The organism is Arthrobacter sp. fls2-241-R2A-200 (assembly GCF_030209745.1).
Taxonomy (GTDB): Bacteria; Actinomycetota; Actinomycetes; order Actinomycetales; family Micrococcaceae; genus Arthrobacter.
On the sequence record NZ_JARVRJ010000001.1, the window covers coordinates 285238 to 304533 of the forward strand.

Consider the following 19296-nt stretch of genomic DNA (forward strand, 5'->3'; position numbering starts at 1 on the left):
CGTTTTAAGCTGCGCGTTTGCCCCTCGGATGCCACCTTTTGGGGCCTTGCGCGTGTGCGTCACCGGGAACTATCCGTAGCTGGGATACCATGGTCCGGGCGCCCCAGTAGCCCAATTGGCAGAGGCAGCGGACTTAAAATCCGCGTGTTGTGGGTTCGAGTCCCACCTGGGGCACAAACTATTCAAGCCGTTACCATATCCTGACCAGCGAAAATGTGTCATAGAGCACATCTTGGTAGTAGTCTCTTGCTCATGTTCGAAGTGATCGCAGCTTCGGGACAATGACCACACAACAGATGGTTCGCGGAGGCTATTCATGTACAAAAAAAGAGTCATTACGGCGATTGCGGCAGCTGCCACGCTCGGCATGCTGGTGACAGGTTGCGCTAATCAATCAGGCCCAAGCACATCGGACTCTTCTGGGGCAAGCAACAAGGTCAACATTCCCGCAATTTCCAAGGTCGACGTTCCTTCCGGAGCCGTTCTTCCCAAGGGTGATGGCAAGGCTACCTGCCCGTCCACCACCACGCTGGCCTATGGCGGTGCCGAGACCGGCCCCAACGCCCAGCTTGGTATCAACATCTTCAATGGCATCCAACTCGCCATCAACCAGCACAACCAGGCAAACCCGGGCTGCCAGGTGCAGTTCAAGAAGTTCGATACTGAAGGCGATCCGAACAAGGCCACCGGCCCGGTGACCCAGATGGTTTCCGAGTCGGACATCGTCGGCGTCGTCGGCCTCCCGTTCTCCGGTGAGTCCAAGGCCACTGGCAACATCTTCGAGCAAAAGGGCCTCGTTCACATCACGCCGTCGGCTACCAACCCCGGCCTGACCAAGAACGGCTGGACCACCTTCTACCGCGCCCTCGGCAACGACGCCGTTCAGGGCCCGGCTGCAGCGAAGTTCCTGACGGACAAGCTGCAGGCAAAGAAGGTTTACCTCGTCCAGGATGACTCCGACTACGGAATCGGCCTCGGTACCCAGACGTCCCAGGCACTTGGCGGAGCACTCGCTGGTTCCGACAAGGTCATCACCGGCCAGAAGGACTTCTCGGCAGTGATCTCCAAGATCATGAACACCAAGGCGGACACCGTTTACTACGCCGGTTACTACGCTGAAGGTGCCCCGTTCGACCAGCAGCTCGTTGCCAAGGGCTTCACGGGATCGTTCGTCGGCCCTGATGGCGTGAAGGATGACCAGTTCATCAAGCAGGCAGGGGACGCCTCGTCCAACGCCTACTTCACTTGCCCCTGCATCCCCGGTGAGCTCATCCCCGACTTTGCTTCGGCATACAAGGCAATCGCCAACGCTGATCCCGGAACGTACTCAATCGAAGGATACGACGCCGCAACCGTCCTCCTTTCCGGTATCGACAAGGGCAAGCAGACCAGGGCGGACCTCCTGTCATGGGTCAAGTCCTACGACGCAGACGGCCTGTCCAAGCACTACAAGTGGGACAGCACCGGCGAGCTGGCAACGCCTGATGTTTACGGTTACAAGGTTGAGAACGGCAAGATCGTTCCCATCGGCGTCATCGGTAAGTAATAGTCGACAGCACATGTGAATGCTGGGGGTAGGCATTTATGCAAACCCCCAGCATTTCTCTTGACCGCATCAGGAAGCATCCATGATCACTGAAGTTATCCCTAGTTTGATCAGAACCGTCAGTACCGATGACACGTGGATTACATTCGACGTGAATTCGCTGGCCCAGAACTTTTGGAGTTCCACTTTTGATGGATTGACCTTCGGGGCAATCTACGCGCTGGTGGCGCTCGGTTATACGCTCGTTTATGGCGTGCTCAACCTCATCAACTTTGCCCACTCCGAAGTTTTCATCACTGGATGTTACGGAGTGTTTTTCACCCTGAGTGCCCTCAACTTCGGCCCGTCGGCTCCGAAGCTCGCTTTTTGGGCCATTGTAGGGAACCTCGTACTCGCCTTGGTTGTTGCCATCGTGGCTTCCGCGCTCATGGCGGTCATTGTGGAGCGGGTCGCCTATAAACCCCTGCGACAACGCAAGGCTCCACGCTTGGCATTCCTGATTACCGCCATCGGTGTCTCCTTCGCCATCCAGTACACGATCTACTGGTGGCGTGGTCCCAGCCCCGAAGCTGCGCTGACCATGTTCCGCCCGACGCCTCTGTTCGATGTCTTCGGAACCATCATCGATTCCCAGCAGGTTGTCATCATCGTGGCAGCAGTAATCCTCATGGTTGCCACGGACCAATTCATCCGGCGTTCCCGGACAGGTCGCGGTATCCGAGCCGTGGCGCAGGACCCGGATACGGCCACCTTGATGGGCGTCAACAAGGAAAAGATCATTGTGACCACGTTCATCATCGGTGGAGTCCTCGCCGGCGCAGCCGCCTTGTTCTACGTCATGAAGATCCCTTCCGGTGTCCAGTACAGCGGTGGCTTCATTCTGGGCGTCAAGGCATTCGCGGCAGCTGTCCTCGGTGGCATCGGCAACGTTCGCGGTGCATTGCTCGGCGGCCTGCTGATCGGCCTGATCGGCAACTACGGCCAGGTTCTCCTGGGCAGCTCACAATGGACTGACGTTGTTGCCTTCGTTGTCCTGGTTTTGGTATTGATTGTGCGGCCTGAAGGTATCTTGGGCAGCTCGCTAGGAAAGAGCAAAGCATGAGCACTACAGAAGGACCTACCCTCATTCCGGACGATGCTGCTGCTCAGGCCATGATGGACCGGGAAGCCAAGATGAAGCCTCGAAAGGGGTGGTTTCCGGGGCTTGGCGAGAAGTGGAATACCCTCTCCCGCCAAAAGCAATGGTTGATCCTCATTGTGGTGGTGGTGATTGCCTACCTGCTTCCCATCCTCAACCCGCCGTTGATCACCACCGAGCCCGGCAATAACTGGCAGATCGCCCTGGCGCAGATGTCTGTTTATGCCTTGGTGGCGGTAGGCCTGAATGTCGTCGTGGGTTATGCGGGCCTCTTGGACCTCGGGTACGTGGCGTTCTTCGCCGTCGGTTCCTATACCGCAGCGATGTTCACCAGTCCGGACTCGCCCTATGTGCACATTCCGTACCTGTGGACGCTGCCGTTGGCGATGGCCATCACCATGTTCTTCGGGGTCATGCTGGGTGTGCCTACACTACGATTGCGCGGTGACTATCTGGCAATCGTGACTCTTGGCTTCGGTGAGATTGTGCGAATCCTGGCCACGATCATCCCGGCCATGAAAGGCCAAGTGGGTTTCCAGAACGTGGGTCACCCGCCGGGAACGGACTCAGGCGGGCAGCCCATCTTCCTGAACTCCAACGGAACTCCCTGGTATTGGCTGACGCTGACCATCATCATCCTCGTTCTCCTGGCCGCCGGAAACCTGGAACGCAGCCGGGTTGGACGGGCCTGGATTGCCATCCGCGAGGACGAGGACGCGGCCGAAATCATGGGCGTTCCCACCTTCAAGTACAAGGTGTGGGCGTTCGCCATTGGAGCCTCGGTCGGCGGCCTCTCCGGGGCCTTGTTCGCAGGCCAGGTGGGGTTCGTGAACAATCAGAAGTTTGATATCGCAACCTCCATCCTGTTCCTCGCTGCCGTGGTCATGGGAGGCACCGGCAACAAGGTAGGCGCCATCCTGGGCGGTTCCTTGGTGGCGTACATTCCGCTCAGGTTCACCGCAATTGCCGAATTCAAATACCTCATCTTCGGCGCCGCACTGGTGCTCATCATGATCTTCCGCCCGGGTGGCATCTTGCCGGCACGTCAGAGCTTGCTCGCGTACGGGCGGATCGCGTACAACAAAGTCAAAGCCTTGGCCATGAAGAAGCCGGGTACCGGGCAGTTGACTACAAGCACAGGAAAGGGGGCCGGCGATGAGTGAGGCAATTGAACCGGACATCGACGTCGAGGCCCTTAAGGAACAAGGTGTCGATCTCGAAGTTGCTGAGAAGGTTGCTCCGGAGCGCGAAATTGCAGTCAGCGTGGGCGATGCCCTGGTGCAGGTCCAGAACCTCACCATCAAGTTCGGCGGACTCACTGCGTTGGATAACGTGTCCTTCGATATCAACCGTGGCGAGATCCTGGGCCTGATTGGACCGAACGGCGCAGGCAAAACCACCTGCTTCAACGCGATGACCGGTGTGTACAAACCGACCTCCGGGAAGGTGCTGCTGGAGGGGCGGGCCCTCAACGGCTTGGCCCAACACAAGATCACCCGGCGCGGGCTTGCGAGGACATTCCAGAACATCCGCCTCTTCGGTGAGATGACGGCTCTGGAGAATGTGGTGGTGGGCTTGGACGCCCGGCACAGGACCAGCGTCGGTGGGGCCCTGCTGCGTTTGCCCACGCACACGCGGGAGGAAAAGTCCGCCGTCGAGCGTGGCATGGCCCTCTTGGAGTTCGTCGGCATCGCTGATCACGCGCATTTCCTGTCCCGCCACCTGCCTTATGGTTACCAGCGGCGCTTGGAGATTGCCCGGGCGCTCGCTACGGACCCTAAGGTTCTCTGCTTGGACGAGCCTGCTGCCGGCTTTAACCCGGCGGAAAAAGAAGAACTGATGGCGCTCATCCGCACCATTAGGGATGACGGCTACACCGTGCTCCTCATTGAGCACGACATGAAGCTTGTCATGGGAGTCACTGACCGGATCGTTGTGCTTGAGTTTGGCAAAAAAATCGCCGACGCCGAGCCCAAGGTGATTCGCGATGATCCCAAAGTTATTTCCGCCTATCTCGGGGAGCCTGAAGATGACGTTGCTTGAGCTCAAGAACGTTTCCGTCCACTACGGCCGGATTCAAGCCATTCATGACATGTCCTTCAAAGTCGATGAAGGGGAAATTGTTTCGCTGATTGGCGCAAATGGTGCTGGGAAGACCACCACCATGAGGACTGTTTCCGGGCTTTTGAACCCGTCGTCCGGATCGATCACGTTTGCGGGGCAGGACATAACGCGAATGAAGGCCCATATCCGGGTGATTCGCGGGATATCGCAGGCACCGGAAGGCCGGGGCATCTTCCCGGGGATGACCGTCATGGAGAACTTGGACATGGGTTCCTACGGTAGGAAAGACAGGTCCGTGGTCGCCAATGACCTTGAGCGGGTGTTCGACCTGTTTCCTCGCCTTAAAGAGCGCGCCAAGCAGTTCGGCGGAACCATGAGTGGTGGCGAGCAGCAGATGTTGGCGATCGGGCGGGCCTTGATGTCTAATCCGAAGTTGCTGTTGCTCGATGAGCCTTCCATGGGGCTGGCTCCGCAGTTCATCCGGCAGATCTTCAAGATCATCACCGAGATCAACAAACAAGGAACAACCGTTCTCCTCGTCGAACAGAACGCGAACCAGGCCTTGGCCCGCGCACACCGGGCCTTCGTCCTGGAGACGGGGGAGATTACGCATAGCGGCACCGGAAAGGACTTGCTGGCCAATCCGGCCATCAAGGAGGCCTATCTCGGCGTTGGGTAGTTCCCGGCGGCGCCCGTTCCTGGACGGGTGCCGCCGTCGTCGGTTGTTGGGTCCGCCGCTAGTTTTAGGGTCACAGTTGCGTTTCTTCCTGTGAACAAGGGAACTAACCCAACGGGGCAGCCGTGGTAATTGGTACCGTGAATTATCACTCAGCCCTTTCAGGAGGACATCCCCCATGGCACTAGGCGGCAACCCCATCTTCAACGGAAAGAACTTCCGTCGAGCCACGCAGGCCCCGCCTGTTTCGCAAAATCCCTACGGCCAGCCGTTCAACCAAGGTCCTGGCCGGGTCCAGGGACAGGTCATGGACGGCCAGGCGGCTTGGTCCGCCCAGCAGCAGAACATGACCAACGAACAGCTCCAACACCTCTACAACCAGCCATCAGCCAGCCCCGCGGACACGGGGCGCATGACGTTTGACGACGTTATCATGAAGACCGTTGCCTGCCTTGTGGCATTGGTGGTTGGCGCCGGGATCACGCTCTTCGTTGCCCCGGGCCTGTCCAGCGGACTCATGATTCTGGGTGCTTTGGGCGGATTCGTGCTGGCATTGGTCAACACCTTCAAGAAGCAGCCATCACCGGCGCTGATCCTGGCTTATGCCGGACTCGAGGGCCTGTTCCTTGGTGGTCTCACGCGCGTTTTGGACAACATGTACCCGGGTGTCGGAATGCAGGCCGTCATTGGGACTTTGGCAGTTTTTGCCGTGACGCTGGTGCTTTTCAGGAGCGGCAAGGTCCGCGCCACGCCTAAGATGGTCCGCTTCTTCATGATCGCCACCATCGGCTACGCAGTGTTTGCCGTCATCAACCTGGTCATGATGTGGACCGGCGCCGTCCAGGAACCCTTCGGTCTCAGGAGCAGCATCCACATTGCCGGGATTCCGCTGGGCGTCTTCATCGGCATCCTGGCCATCGGGCTAGCTGCGTTCTCGCTGATCATGGACTTCACCAACATTGAGCACGGCGTCCGTGCCGGTGCGCCTGAGCGTTATTCGTGGACCGCCGCGTTCGGCCTGACTGTGACCCTGGTGTGGCTCTACGTTGAGATCATCCGCCTGCTCGCGATCCTGCGGGGCGACGACTAGCTCAAGCGCTCCAAAACCACGGCCATCCCTTGGCCGCCCCCGACGCACAGCGTCGCCAGGCCAAGGGTGGCATCGCGCTCCTTCAACCCGTTCAGGAGCGTGGTGGTCATCCTCGCTCCGGTCATACCGAACGGGTGCCCGAGCGCGATCGCGCCGCCGTGGACGTTGAGTTTGCCTGGATCGATGCTGAGCTCGCGGGCACTGGCGATCACTTGCACCGCGAAGGCTTCGTTGAGTTCCACGAGGTCGATGTCATCCGTGGTCAGGCCAGCCAATTCCAGCGCCCTCCGCGATGCCTCCACCGGGCCCATGCCCATCAGTTCGGGGGAGAGGGCGCTAACACCCGTGGAGACCACCCGGGCCAAGGGTTGCAATCCCAGTTCGCGCGCCCGGGAGTGGCTCATGACAACTATTGCTGCAGCGCCGTCGTTCAGGGGACACGCGTTGCCGGCAGTAACCGTGCCTTCGGCACGAAATACTGGCTGGAGCGCGGACACAGCGTCCATGGTGACTCCTGGCCTGGGGGAGTCATCGCGGTCCACCACGGACCCGTCCTTCCGCGTATAGGGAGTGATCTCCCGGGAATAGAACCCGGATGCGATAGCCGTCTCCGCCCGGTTCTGGCTTAGAACGCCCCACTCGTCCTGTTCCATTCGCCCGATTCCATAAGTGGTGGCGACGTTTTCCGCCGTTTGCCCCATGGAGATGTAGATGTCGGGGAGCCGGCCACCCAGCCGGGGATCGGTCCACGGAGTATTCGACGCCGTTCGGGCGGCAGTGCGTTGGGCCGCGGCGGCAAAGCGGGGATTGTGAGTTGAGGTATCTGTCTCACCGGCGCCCACCCAGTTCTGGTACTTGGACACGCTTTCCACTCCGGCGGCGATGACGGCGTTGGCCTCTCCTGATCGGATCGCGTGGAAGGCCATCCGCAGGGCCTGGAGGCTCGACGCGCAAAAACGGTTGACAGTCGCTGCCGGAACACGGTCCAGTCCGGCCAGCACGGCAACTACCCGCGCCATGTTGGAGCCGGCCTCCCCGCTCGGTTCCGCACAGCCCAGCAGAAGATCATCCAGCCCTTGGCCATCCCCGTTGCCGGGCTCGAACGCAGGAATTTTTGCCAATGCTGCCTCCACCATGGCAGTGGCGAGATCATCCGGACGCTCATCCTTCAGGGCACCTTTGAAGGCTCGGCCAATGGGACTTCTGGCGGTAGAAACAATGACAGCCTCAGTCATGGCCCCAGCATACGCCCGGCCACGGCAACCAGACTCCCGTGGCCTGTCCGGTCAATGCTTTACGCGAGCCGGCGTGCTCCTGCTGCGGGCGTAACAGTAAAGACATCCGGTGCGGTGAAGGCCGCCTGGGCAAAGGCATGTACGACGGCGTCACGCACCTGTTGCTCCTGGGCCACTGGAGTCAACGCGATCGCCGAGCCGCCGAAACCACCTCCGGTCATGCGGGCCCCAATGGCACCGCTCGCTCGCGCAGTTTCAACAGCGAGGTCGAGCTCGGGGCAGGAGATCTCGAAGTCGTCACGCATGGAGGCATGGCTCGCGTCCAATAACCTGCCGATGTGGGCCGGACCCTGGCGGGCCAGAACGTCCACGGTTTGGAGGACACGATCGTTTTCCGTGACCACATGCCGGACCCGTCGCAACGTGGTGTCGTCCAGGAGCGTCGCGGCTTCAACCAAATCAGCCACGCCGACGTCGCGCAGGGCTTTGACGCCTAATGTCTTGGCACCCAATTCGCAGGAAGCGCGGCGCGAGGCGTAGCCGCCGTCGGCGTGGGAGTGTGAGACCTTGGTGTCGATGACCAGCAGGACCAGGCCCGACGCTTCGGCGTCGAACGGGACGAGGTCCACGTGCTGGTCGCGGCAGTCCAAGAAGACGGCCCGCCCTTTCGCGCCTCGGAGGGAGGCCGACTGGTCCATGATTCCGGTGGGTGCGCCGACGAAGGCATTCTCGGCCCGTTGGGTAGCCAGCACCAATTCCTCCGCGGCCAAACCCGCGCCGGTGAGCTCGTTCAGTGCAGTAATAACGGCGCACTCGATCGCGTGGGAGGAGGACAGCCCGGCCCCGAGAGGCACGTCTGAGTCGAGAAGGAGGTCGAATCCGGGTACCTGCACGCCGCGTTCTTTCAGGGCCCAAGCAACCCCCAGTGGGTACCGCGACCAGCCACGGCCGGACCCGGGCTCCAGCCCTGCGAGATCGTCCTGAACCAGGCCATGGCCACCGAAGGTGGAAAGAAGGCGCACAGTGGAATCGCTGCGCAGCCGCAAAGCCACTTTTGCGGTCTTGTCGATCGCGAAAGGCAGCACGAATCCCTCGTTGTAATCGGTGTGCTCACCGATCAGGTTCACCCGTCCTGGTGCCTGCCAGACGCCGTCGGGAGTTGCGCCGAACGTCTCCTCGAAGCGGGAGGCGAGCATGCCGGTGCTGGAATCGGTGGTCCTCATGCGGACGAGCCCTCCAAGGTGGTGGATACGGTCTGGGTCGGGGCGGCACTGCCGGGCGCCACACTGCTGGGCGCCACACTGCCGGGCGCCACACTGCGCAGCCGCTCCGCGACTGCTTCCGGTGTGGTGTCGTTGATGAATGCCCCCATCGCAGCTTCCGAACCGGCCAGATACTTCAGCTTATCGGCGGCTCGCCTGGGTGAGGTCAATTGCAGGTGGAGCTGACCTGCCGGTCGAAGCGCCGGATCCAAGGGCGCTTGGTACCAAGCGGAAATGTAGGGCATGGGCGTTGGATAGAGGGCATCCAAGCGATTGAGCAGGTCCAAGTAAACGGTGGCCAGCTCATCCCGTTCTTCGCCTGTCAGCCCGGCCAAATCGGGGACACTGCGGTGCGGGACCAGATGCACTTCCAAGGGCCAGCGAGCGGCAAAAGGAACGTAGGCGCTGAAGTGGTCGCCCTCGAGGATCATGCGGCTGCCGTCTTCCCGTTCAGCCTTCAATAGCGACGCCGCGAGCGTCTCTTTCGCGTCGACGTCGTCGTAATACTTCCGCGCCACCGCACCCAGTTGCGCTGCACGGGGCGTGAGGTACGGGTACGCGTAAATCTGCCCGTGCGGGTGGTGCAGGGTGACGCCGATGTCCGCGCCACGGTTCTCGAACGGGAACACCTGTTGGACACCGGGAAGCCCGCTGAGCGCCTCGGTTCGCTGAGCCCACGCCTCGATGACCGTACGGGCCCGCGTTTCACTGAGCTTGGCAAAAGCGCCATTGTGCTCCGGTGTGAACGCGATGACTTCACATCGCCCGTGCGCGGCGCCTTTGATGCCATGCCGACGCACCGCGGGCAGTTCCGGGACGTCTCCTGCCGTGGGGCCGAGGGAGGGGAAGCGGTTCTCGAACACCACGACGTCGTAGTCGGGAGCCGGAATTTCCGAGGGGTTCGCGGCAGTGGTGGGGCACAACGGGCATTGATCCGCTGGGGGCAGGTGCGTCCGGGACTGGCGGTGTGCAGCCACGGCCACCCAGTCGCCGGACAGGGCATCGTACCGAACCTCACCCGGTTCACCCCGCGCTGGAAGGGCCCGGTGGTCAACCAAGGACTCCGCCTCCCGGACAGGGGTGGTGGGGTCATCGAAGTAGATAAGTTCCCGGCTGTCCGCAAGGCGCGTGCTGGTGATTCGGCTCATGATTCGATTATTCCATAAGCAACCAAAAGCGCATAGAAGCGAACATTAGTTAACATTTGCTAGGAATGATCCAGGCAGGCCAGTCCGAAGGCGTGCGCTCCGGGAGATGCAGTACGGTAATGCCATGCATGCTTCCGAGCCTTCCGTGCCCGCCGTTGCACCGGCCCCACCTGCCGAAGAAACAGCAGCGCCATACCGTTCCCGACGCTTTGCCACGGGGCGGCAGTTCGAACTCCGTCGCGGCGACGCGCTCGCCGTCGTCGTCGAACTTGCCGCCGGCCTGCGCCTCTACTCCCGAGGCGGTGTGCAGTTGACCGAGAGCTACGCGGATGATCAGATACCGCCTGGCGCCGCAGGGATTACCCTTGCGCCGTGGGCCAACCGGATTGCGGGCGGCCTATGGCACCTCGACGGCAAGAAGCAGCAACTGGATATCACCGAAGTATCCCGGAACAACGCCAGCCACGGGCTGCTGCGGAACACCGGTTACGCACTGGTGGATGAGTCCGAATTCTCCGTGACCTTGGAAGCGACCGTCTTTCCCCAGCACGGCTACCCGTTCCTGGTCCGGCATCGAGTGCGCTACGAACTGGATGCGAACCTTGACCTCCGAGTGGCCCAAACACTGGTGAATGACTCCACCGCGAAGGCCCCGTTTGTCTTGGGTGCCCATCCGTATCTCCGCGTTGGTGAGGTTCGGCCGGAGGATCTGGTCCTGACTGTCGCCGGCGCTTCGCTCTTGGTGACGGACGAACAATTGATTCCACAGAGCTCGGCACCCGTGGACGGCGATTCCGATTTCCGGACGGGAGTCACTGTGGGTGATCGCCTCGTGGATGTGGCACTGACGGATTTGACGTTCGACGACGGCGTGGCCCGGCACACTCTGACGGCGCCGGATGGCCGGAGCGTGAGTCTTGAACATGGAGAGGCATGCCAGTATGTGCAGGTCTTCATCACGGACACGTTCCCCGGACGATCCAGGGCCGTCGCGATTGAACCCATGACGGGGCCAGCCAACGCCTTCAACAGCGGCACCGGCTTGCGCTGGCTCGAACCAGGGGAGGAATTTACCTCCCGCTGGGCCATCACCGCGTCCCTCTAGGGGCCCGGTTTCCGTTAGGGGGCGGGCTACGGAATTATGGGGTCATGACGCCACAACCTGACGCCAAACCCCGCACCGACCGCCAAATCGCCGAGGACATCCCGTATGGGGTCCGCATTGCCGCCGCTTGGTCGTGGCGCGTGGGTTTGATACTGCTCATGATCGGCGTCCTGGTTTGGCTGCTCAGCCAGGTCAGTTTCCTCATGATCCCCCTGATGGTCGCCGCACTCCTGGCTGGTTTGTTGTATCCCGTTGTCGCGTTTCTCCGTGACCGGAAAGTACCCAACGGCGTCGCCGTCGCTATCACCGTACTCGGCTTCATCGGCGTTATTGGCGGGGCGCTGGCATTGGTTGGCAGGCAGCTCATTTCCGGAATTGGTGAGCTATGGCAGGAAGCGCTGGTTGGAATTCAACAGGTCCAAGGGTGGTTGGCAGACGGACCGCTGCACCTGACCGCGGACCAGATCGACCAGTACATTTCCGACGGCGTCAACGCCCTCCAGAACAACAGCAGCAGCATCGTGAGCGGTGCAGTGTCCGTTGGTAGCACGGCAGGCCATTTCGCCGCGGGACTCGTACTGTCGCTCTTCATCCTGATTTTCTTCCTGTTGGAAGGCAGCCGCATCTGGTCGTTCCTCGTGCGCCTGATGCCCAAAGCCGCCCGCAGTGCCACCGATGGTGCCGGCCGCCGCGGCTGGACGTCCATGGTCAGTTACGTGCGGATCCAGATGTTCGTAGCTTTCGTTGACGCGGTGGGCATAGGCGTCGGTGCCGCCATCATCCAGGTGCCCTTGGCCCTGCCCTTGGCGGTCCTGGTGTTCATCGGCTCCTTCATCCCGGTGGTAGGGGCCCTGGTGACCGGCGCCATCGCGGTGCTGCTCGCCCTCGTGGCCAATGGACCGGTCAACGCGCTCGTCATGCTCGCAATCGTCTTGCTGGTGCAGCAGCTCGAAAGCCATATCCTCCAGCCTTTGGTCATGGGCAAGGCAGTGTCCTTGCATCCAGTGGCCGTGATCTTATCCGTGGCAGCTGGTTCCTACCTTGCAGGGATCCCGGGAGCGTTGTTCGCCGTTCCGTTGCTTGCCGTAGTAAACACGGCAGTTCGCTACATCGCGGGCCGGACATGGGAACATAATGAAGGGCGTGGCACGCCCGACGTCGGAGCTGATCATGGCGCCGACAGCAAGACCCTTGCATCGGGGGACCCCTCCGAGGACCCTGCGGCCGCCACCAACAAAGGAGAATAGTCAGTGAATACCCTCGAAACCCTGCCCGTCACCCTGGACGATGTCCTTAAGGCGCAGGAACTGCTCGAGGGGATTATTACTAAGACTCCGGTGGAAACGTCCCGGGCCTTGGGCAGTCTCGTCGGTGGCAACGTCTACTTCAAGTGCGAAAATCTCCAACGCGCAGGCTCCTTCAAAGTCAGGGGCGCCTACGTTCGCATGGCCCGGCTCACCGATGAGGAAAAGAAGCGCGGCGTCGTAGCTGCTTCCGCCGGTAACCATGCGCAGGGTGTCGCCGTGGCAGCAAAGAGCCTCGGAATCAACGCCCGCATCTACATGCCCCTTGGCGTGGCACTGCCGAAGCTCGCCGCCACGCGCAGTCACGGCGCGGAAGTGATCCTGCATGGACACAACGTGGACGAGGCCTTGGCGGAAGCGCAGCGCTATGCCAACGAAACCGGCGCCGTTTTTGTCCATCCCTTTGACAACGTGGACGTTGTTGCAGGACAAGGGACCATTGGGTTGGAAATCCTTGAGCAGATCCCCAACGTGGACACCATCCTCATGGGCGTCGGCGGTGGCGGGCTGTTGGCCGGCGTCGCCGTCGCCATCAAGGAGCGGGCCAAGGAGCTTGGCCGTGAGATCCGCGTCATCGGCGTGCAGGCGGAGAACGCCGCAGCCTACCCGCCATCCTTGGCTGCTGATGCGCTGGTGCCGCTGAAGAAGGTGTCCACCATGGCTGATGGCATCGCGGTGGGCCGGCCAGGCCAGCTTCCGTTCAGCATCATCCGCGAACTGGTGGACGACGTCGTCACCGTCAGCGAAGACTCACTGGCGCGGGCCCTCATTTTCCTGCTGGAACGGGCCAAGATGGTTGTGGAGCCCGCTGGAGCGGTGGGAGTAGCCGCCCTGATGGACGGCAAAATTGAGAACCCGGGGAACACCGTCGTCGTGCTTTCCGGCGGCAATATCGATCCCATGCTCATGCTGAAAGTGATCCAGCGAGGCCTCTCCGCGGCAGGGCGTTTCATGACTGTTCGCATGATGCTCGATGATCGCCCCGGCTCGCTGGCCACGATTGCCCGCATCATCGCCGAAAACGATGCGAACGTGACCGGCTTGGACCACACCCGCCTGGGCGGTGCCATCAGCATGGGTGACGTCTCCATCACCATCAACCTGGAAACCAAGGGTCATGAGCACGGCGAGCAAGTCCTCGGCGCGCTGCGGGCCGAGGGCTTCCAGCCGATCGTGGTGCACTAGCAAGGAAGCGCCCATGGTCATCGACACGCCCAATGGGCCCGACGCCGCCAAGGAAACACTGGCCGGCCGGGCCAAGGGCGGGTTGCTGTTCATGGGCGGCTTCGTGATCCTGCTCTACGGAATCGAGTTCCTCAACTCATTCCTGGCGCACAGGCTCAACGCGGACTTCGGACTGAGGCCGCGGAACGTTGCCGGAATCCTGGACATAGCGACCTTTCCGTTGCTGCACGCCAACTTCAACCATCTGCTCTCCAACACGCTGCCGTTGATCATCTTCGGGTTCCTGGCGTTCCTCTCCGGCTTCCGCGTCTTCATCACTGCGCTGGCATTCAGCTGGTTAGGATCCGGGCTCACCGTGTGGTTGATCGGCGAGGGAGGGGTCACGGTGGGGGCCTCAGGGCTCGTCTTTGGACTGTTCGCGTTCTTGTTGGTACGCGGGTTTTTCAACCGAAGCTGGTGGCAGATCTTACTGTCGGTGGTGCTCTTCCTCGCCTACGGAAGCATTCTTTTTGGCGTCCTGCCCACGGTGATGGGATATGTCTCGTGGCAGGCCCATCTTGGCGGGGCAGTCGGGGGGATTATTGCAGCCGTTCTCCTCCGTCCCAAAGGGCATTCCTAGCGACGTGCCTGAGCCGACGTGGAAAGGCGGGGACGCGAACCGCCCGGGACGCAAAAACGCCGGCCCGCCCATGAAAGGGGGGACCGGCGTCGTGCGTTGCTTGGGCCTTGCGAGCTGCGGGTTAGGCGACGTACGGCTTCGCGGAAACGATTTCCACAGGAATCTCTTTGCCGTTAGGGGCGACGTAGCTCAATTTCTCGCCCTCTTTGTGGCCGATGATGGCCGCGCCGAGCGGGGATTTTTCGCTGAAGACATTCAGGTCTGAGTCACCTGCGATTTCGCGGGAACCGAGCAGGAATTTCTCTTCGTCGCCGGCGATGCGGGCAACCACGAGCATTCCGGGTTCGACGATTCCGTCATCTGCCGGTGCCTCGCCCACCTGGGCGTCGCGCAGAAGGACGGTCAGCTGGCGGATGCGGGCCTCGATCTTGCCCTGCTCTTCCTTTGCCGCGTGGTAGCCGCCGTTTTCCTTGAGGTCGCCTTCCTGGCGTGCGGCTTCGATCTTCTGGACGATATCCGCCCGGCCAGCGCCGGAAAGGTGGTCCAGCTCAGCCTTCAAGCGATCGAAAGCTTCCTGGGTAAGCCAAGCTGCTGTGGCGCTGTTGGTGGTAGACACGGATTTCTCCTCTTGATCTGACAATGCAAAAAGCCCCGCCTAGGTGGCCACTCGTGGAACTCAGTAACCAACTTAACGGGGTGAAGGTTTCATCCATTGTAGTAAATCCTTTGGACGAACCCAAACCGGATGAGGGGCAGGTCACACGATTGTTATTTACCCTTGTCCACGATCCAACAACTGTCCACGACGCCGGACACCGCGGGGGACTCGGTCCGGAGGACCGCCCGTTGGCTGGTGGTGCTGCCACCGTCCGCACCCTGACGGGGATCGTTCGGCCCTATTTCCTCCACCTTCCAACCCACCACCGCGAACTTTGAATCCAGGGCCTTGACGGCGCACTTTGCTGTGGCCGAAGGGTTCTTGGTGACTTGGTAGTCCACCTCAGCTTGGGTTCCATCGACGGCACTGTAGCCGATGTCCTTCGACGTGACCGGTGCTTGCGTGGAGCTGGTGGCAAGCCAGACCGTGAAGGCGATGCCGACTATGAGTGCGGCGATGACGATGATCCGCTTGGCCGTTCGGGTCAGGCCACGCTTTTTACCGCCGTAGCGATTGGCTAGGCTGTTATCTGCTGGCACGCCGGTGGCCGAAAGATCCTTTGAAGTCACCTGTCCAGTTTAGTGCGGCCATTGCTAGGTGCCGCACTGCCCGGGAATTGTTCGATCCATGAAAGAGGAGCCGTCACGTGACAGCGTCCAGCAGTTCCGACCAGCAGCTCCGGCTGTTGGCCGTCCACGCCCACCCTGACGACGAGTCAAGCAAGGGTGCGGCGACCATGGCAATGTACGCCGCTGCGGGAGTCGATGTCATGGTCGCTACCTGCACCGACGGTTCCCGGGGAGACATCCAGAATCCCGCCATGGAAGATGCTCCGCACCCCAAACGGGACATGGCCGGAGCCCGCCGCCTCGAAATGGCCAATGCGGCGGCCGTTCTTGGCATCCGCCAGCGGTGGCTCGGATTTGTCGACTCCGGACTTCCGGAAGGGGATCCACTCCCGCCACTGCCGCCCGGATGCTTCGCACTGCAACCGCTGGAACGGGCCTCTGCGCCGCTGGTTCATCTGGTGAGGGACTTCAAGCCGCACGTCATGATCAGCTATGACGAAAACGGCGGCTATCCGCATCCGGACCACATCATGGCGCACAAGGTGGCCGTCGAAGCGTTCGAAGCCGCGGGCGATCCCACCCGTTACACGGACATGGGGGAGCCGTGGGCTCCGAGCAAGCTTTACTATGACCGCGCCTTCAGTCCCGATCGCTTCCGGGCACTGCACTTTGCGCTCGAAGAAGCCGGCCTTCAGTCTCCTTACGCTGAACGGCTCGCCAAGTGGTTGGAGGCCGACGCCGAAGGCCACACCCCGCCGGAACCGGCGCACAAAACCACAACGCAAGTGGATTGCGGTGCCTTCTTTGAAGCGCGGGATGATGCGCTCCGTGCCCACCGCACGCAGATCGATCCGCTGGGCTTCTTCTTTGCGGTCTCATCCGAGTTGCAACGCAAAGTCTGGCCGTGGGAGGACTTCACCTTGATCCACTCCACGGTGTCCTCCGAGCTACCGGAGAAGGACCTCTTCGCCGGTATCAGATTCGCGGCATAAGATAGGTACCGGCGGTTTCTATGGTTTGTAGAAATCGCCGGGTGGCCGTCCAGTTCCGGCCACGTACTGATCCCTCCGGCACGCACCGGCGCCCACAGAAGGTTTGAACGTGCACCACTTGATTCTCGCCCTGACCGTCAGCCCGTCGCCTGATCCGACACTGTCCGGTTTGCGCCCCGGCCTGTCGGAGGACCAGGTGACGCCGGGTACCTGGGGCTTTGTCCTTACGGCCTTCATCGTCGTTCTGACGACCCTCCTAATCGTGGACATGGTCCGCCGCATCCGCCGCGTCCGCTACCGGGCGCAGGTCGAAGAAGCCCGCTTGGCGGCCGAGTCGGACGGCTCCGTGAACGGTGGCGACCGGGCGGACAACAACGGCGATACGGGTTCCTCAGCCCGCTGACCGGAGCGCCGCTGACTCTGGCGGGCAGTGGGCGCAACGCATTCCCCCCGGAGCTCGCCGCCGGGAGGCTCTGACTAACCCGTATGCATCACAAGGTCAATGGGTCGCGCTCGCGGAGGTCTGGGCGATGATGGAACTGTGAACCGACTTGCCAGCGCCTACAGCCGCTACCTCCTCCAGCACAAGGACAACCCGGTGGATTGGTTTCCGTTCGGGGATGAAGCCTTTGCCGAAGCAACGCGCCGTGACGTTCCGGTGTTTTTGAGCATCGGGTATGCGGCCTGTCATTGGTGCCACGTCATGGCGCACGAGTCCTTCGAGGACACCCAGACAGCCGAGTATCTGAACGCCCATTTCGTGTCGGTGAAAGTGGACCGCGAGGAACGGCCGGACGTTGATTCGATCTACATGGCGGCGACGCAGGCCATCAGCGGCGAGGGCGGATGGCCCATGTCCGTCTTCCTGACCCCGGACGGCTTGGCTTTCCATGCCGGGACATATTTCCCGCCCATTCCTTTGCCGGGCAGGCCGTCGTTCCGCAATGTGCTTGAGGCAGTGCATGAGGCTTGGGTGGAGCGCAGGGATGCGGTGGAACAGAACGCACGGGGACTGGCAGCGAACATGGCTTCTGCCCAGTCGGCCGGCGTCGTGCGGCTTGACGGGCCGCCCGAACTGCTCGATGCCGGGCTCCTTTCAGAAGCCGTCAGCGTCCTGGCCCGCTCCGAAGACGCAGACGCCGGTGGGTTCGGCGGCGCCCCTAAGTTCCCGCCGTCGGCCGTTCTGGAATTCCTGATCCGCCACGCCGCTGTCCCCGACGACGGGGATGGCACCGCCAAGACGGCAGCTGACATGGCCGCTCGCGCGTTGGCCGGCATGGCCCGCTCCGCTTTACGCGACCAGCTCGACGGCGGATTCGCCCGGTATTCAGTCACGGCCGATTGGTCCGTGCCACACTTCGAAAAGATGCTGTACGACAATGCCCAGCTGCTCCGCGCCTACTCGCACTGGGCGCGCTGGGGCGGCAATGAGGTGTTCGGGGCCGAGGAAGCGGCACGCGTGGCGTCAGCGTGTGCGGATTGGTTGCTCGGGTCCCTCCAGCTGCCCGGGGGCGCCTTGGCCTCGTCGCTCGATGCCGACACGGTGGTCGATGGCGTCCACGAAGAGGGCGCAACCTATCTTTGGGCGCCAGGGCAAGTGAAAGACGTGCTCGGGCCGGAGTTGGGCGGGGCCGTGTGCGCCATGATGAACGTGGACGTAAAGGGGACCGTCTCGGAGCTGGGATCCCCGCTGCACCCTGCACGGCAGTTGTCTCCGGACGAGCAAGGGCTCTGGAACCGGGCCCAACCCGCGTTACTGGCTGCCCGTACCCGCCGGGATCAGCCGGCCCGGGATGAGAAGGTGGTCGCCGGATGGAATGGCATCGCCGTCGGGGCCCTCGCGGAAGCCGGCGCCATCTTGGACCGCCCCGAGCTGGTCGAGGCCGCTGAGGCCGTTGCGGGTTACCTTCACGACGTCCACTGGGCGGACGAGGAACAGCTCCTGATTCGGGTCTCGCACGAGTCCCGGGCCAGAGGCATCGGTGGGTTGCTGGAGGATTACGCGTTCTGCGCCGATGGACTTTTTGCCTTGTTCGCCGTGACCGGCAGAAAACGGTGGTACCGGCTCGCTGAACAGCTCATCGAGGCTGCATGCACGCGTTTTGCCAGCAACGGCCAACTGGCCGACTCCGCCGCGGAATCCGCGCAGGTCTTCAACGCGCAGGGGCAGCACGCGGCGCTGGATCCATTCGACAATGCAACCCCCAGCGGTGCGGCCGCTTTCGCGGGAGCATTGCTGACTTACGCGGCGTACTCGGGGTCGCAGGAGCACAGGCTCATGGCCGGCAACATCCTCGGCCTGCTGCCGCCGCTTGCGGCCCGGGCCCCGCGGGTTGCCGGCTGGCTCCTGGCCACCGCGGAAGCGGCGCTGCAAGGTCCGGTGGAGGCCGCCGTCGCCGGGCCTGACACGCCTCAACGGCGCGAACTGCATGCGCTGCTGTTGAAGTCGGCCCACCCCGGCCTGGTGGTCGCCGTGCAGGAACACGACGACGGCGGCCCCGGCAACGCCTACGCTCCCGCCTCCGAAAGGGACCGGATTCCGGAAGCTGAGGTTCCGCTGCTGCTCCACAGGTCCGGAGGACCCGATGGCTCCGCTCAGGTTTACTTATGCCGCGGCATGGTCTGCGAGCGACCGCTGGAGGATCAGGACGCCGTTCAGGCGAGGTTGGAAGCCATGGCTTCGGAGCGATGATCCGTAAGCTGTT

General features: G+C 62.1%; 18 protein-coding genes and 1 tRNA gene. 14 read left to right on the plus strand and 5 right to left on the minus strand.

What is annotated here, in order from left to right:
* Positions 1–100 precede the first annotated feature (100 nt).
* The 7 genes from QRN42_RS01340 (at position 101) to QRN42_RS01370 (ending at position 6514) form a co-directional block, all read left to right on the plus strand.
* Positions 101–174: transfer RNA gene (locus QRN42_RS01340), tRNA-Leu, on the plus strand.
* A 142-nt stretch (positions 175–316) separates the two neighbouring features.
* Entirely contained in the window at positions 317–1546 is a 1230-nt protein-coding gene (locus QRN42_RS01345) for a branched-chain amino acid ABC transporter substrate-binding protein (protein ID WP_284974363.1), read from the plus strand.
* Between the two features lie 82 nt (positions 1547–1628).
* Positions 1629–2648 (plus strand): branched-chain amino acid ABC transporter permease, encoded by a 1020-nt coding sequence (locus tag QRN42_RS01350; RefSeq protein ID WP_284974364.1) that lies wholly within the window; start codon positions 1629–1631, stop codon positions 2646–2648.
* Positions 2645–3847 carry a branched-chain amino acid ABC transporter permease gene (locus QRN42_RS01355; protein WP_284974365.1) on the plus strand — a complete coding sequence of 401 codons (1203 nt, stop codon included), beginning with the start codon at positions 2645–2647 and terminating at the stop codon, positions 3845–3847. Before QRN42_RS01350 ends, QRN42_RS01355 begins: the two co-directional genes overlap by 4 nt.
* Positions 3840–4727 (plus strand): ABC transporter ATP-binding protein, encoded by an 888-nt coding sequence (locus QRN42_RS01360; RefSeq protein WP_284974366.1) that lies wholly within the window; start codon positions 3840–3842, stop codon positions 4725–4727. The genes QRN42_RS01355 and QRN42_RS01360 overlap by 8 nt, the downstream gene beginning before the upstream one ends.
* Positions 4714–5427 carry an ABC transporter ATP-binding protein gene (locus tag QRN42_RS01365; RefSeq protein ID WP_284974367.1) on the plus strand — a complete coding sequence of 238 codons (714 nt, stop codon included), beginning with the start codon at positions 4714–4716 and terminating at the stop codon, positions 5425–5427. The genes QRN42_RS01360 and QRN42_RS01365 overlap by 14 nt, the downstream gene beginning before the upstream one ends.
* 175 nt (positions 5428–5602) lie before the next feature.
* The gene (locus QRN42_RS01370) at positions 5603–6514 is read left to right on the plus strand and encodes a Bax inhibitor-1/YccA family protein (RefSeq protein ID WP_284977653.1); all 912 of its coding nucleotides are present in this window, start codon (positions 5603–5605) and stop codon (positions 6512–6514) included.
* Here the strand turns inward: QRN42_RS01370 and QRN42_RS01375 are convergent.
* From QRN42_RS01375 to galT, 3 genes are read right to left on the minus strand one after another with little or no spacing between them, the layout of a single operon-like run.
* Entirely contained in the window at positions 6511–7749 is a 1239-nt protein-coding gene (locus tag QRN42_RS01375; RefSeq protein ID WP_284977654.1) for an acetyl-CoA C-acetyltransferase, read from the minus strand. The two genes, QRN42_RS01370 and QRN42_RS01375, sit on opposite strands and share 4 nt — an antisense overlap.
* Before the next feature lie 59 nt (positions 7750–7808).
* Positions 7809–8972: a galactokinase gene (galK, locus tag QRN42_RS01380; RefSeq protein ID WP_284977655.1), complete on the minus strand. Its 1164-nt coding sequence runs from the start codon at positions 8970–8972 to the stop codon at positions 7809–7811.
* The gene (gene galT, locus QRN42_RS01385) at positions 8969–10159 is read right to left on the minus strand and encodes a galactose-1-phosphate uridylyltransferase (RefSeq protein ID WP_284977656.1); all 1191 of its coding nucleotides are present in this window, start codon (positions 10157–10159) and stop codon (positions 8969–8971) included. The genes galK and galT overlap by 4 nt, the downstream gene beginning before the upstream one ends.
* A gap of 106 nt (positions 10160–10265) precedes the next feature.
* Here galT and QRN42_RS01390 point away from each other — a divergent pair, with 106 nt between their 5' ends.
* From QRN42_RS01390 to QRN42_RS01405, 4 genes are read left to right on the plus strand one after another with little or no spacing between them, the layout of a single operon-like run.
* On the plus strand, positions 10266–11264 hold the full coding sequence (locus tag QRN42_RS01390; RefSeq protein ID WP_410549496.1) for an aldose 1-epimerase family protein: 999 nt from the start codon (positions 10266–10268) through the stop codon (positions 11262–11264).
* Positions 11265–11308: 44 nt separating this feature from the next.
* Positions 11309–12511 carry an AI-2E family transporter gene (locus QRN42_RS01395; RefSeq protein ID WP_284977658.1) on the plus strand — a complete coding sequence of 401 codons (1203 nt, stop codon included), beginning with the start codon at positions 11309–11311 and terminating at the stop codon, positions 12509–12511.
* Positions 12512–12514: 3 nt separating this feature from the next.
* On the plus strand, positions 12515–13753 hold the full coding sequence (gene ilvA / locus QRN42_RS01400) for a threonine ammonia-lyase (protein WP_284977659.1): 1239 nt from the start codon (positions 12515–12517) through the stop codon (positions 13751–13753).
* Positions 13754–13766: 13 nt separating this feature from the next.
* Complete coding sequence (locus QRN42_RS01405; protein WP_284977660.1) at positions 13767–14372, plus strand: rhomboid family intramembrane serine protease; 606 nt, start codon at positions 13767–13769, stop codon at positions 14370–14372.
* Positions 14373–14493: 121 nt separating this feature from the next.
* Here the strand turns inward: QRN42_RS01405 and greA are convergent, their stop codons facing one another.
* Positions 14494–14988, minus strand: a complete 495-nt coding sequence (gene greA / locus QRN42_RS01410) for a transcription elongation factor GreA (RefSeq protein WP_284974376.1) — start codon at positions 14986–14988, stop codon at positions 14494–14496.
* Positions 14989–15140: 152 nt separating this feature from the next.
* Positions 15141–15599: a DUF4307 domain-containing protein gene (locus QRN42_RS01415; protein ID WP_284977661.1), complete on the minus strand. Its 459-nt coding sequence runs from the start codon at positions 15597–15599 to the stop codon at positions 15141–15143.
* Between the two features lie 77 nt (positions 15600–15676).
* On the opposite strand from QRN42_RS01415, the gene mca reads away from it, so the two are divergent.
* The 3 genes from mca to QRN42_RS01430 all read left to right on the plus strand — a co-directional run bounded on the left by mca (position 15677) and on the right by QRN42_RS01430 (position 19283).
* Positions 15677–16591: a mycothiol conjugate amidase Mca gene (mca, locus tag QRN42_RS01420; RefSeq protein ID WP_284977662.1), complete on the plus strand. Its 915-nt coding sequence runs from the start codon at positions 15677–15679 to the stop codon at positions 16589–16591.
* Positions 16592–16700: 109 nt separating this feature from the next.
* Positions 16701–16994 (plus strand): hypothetical protein, encoded by a 294-nt coding sequence (locus QRN42_RS01425; RefSeq protein ID WP_284977663.1) that lies wholly within the window; start codon positions 16701–16703, stop codon positions 16992–16994.
* 99 nt (positions 16995–17093) lie between these two features.
* Positions 17094–19283 (plus strand): thioredoxin domain-containing protein, encoded by a 2190-nt coding sequence (locus tag QRN42_RS01430; RefSeq protein ID WP_502869467.1) that lies wholly within the window; start codon positions 17094–17096, stop codon positions 19281–19283.
* Positions 19284–19296: the final 13 nt, after the last annotated feature.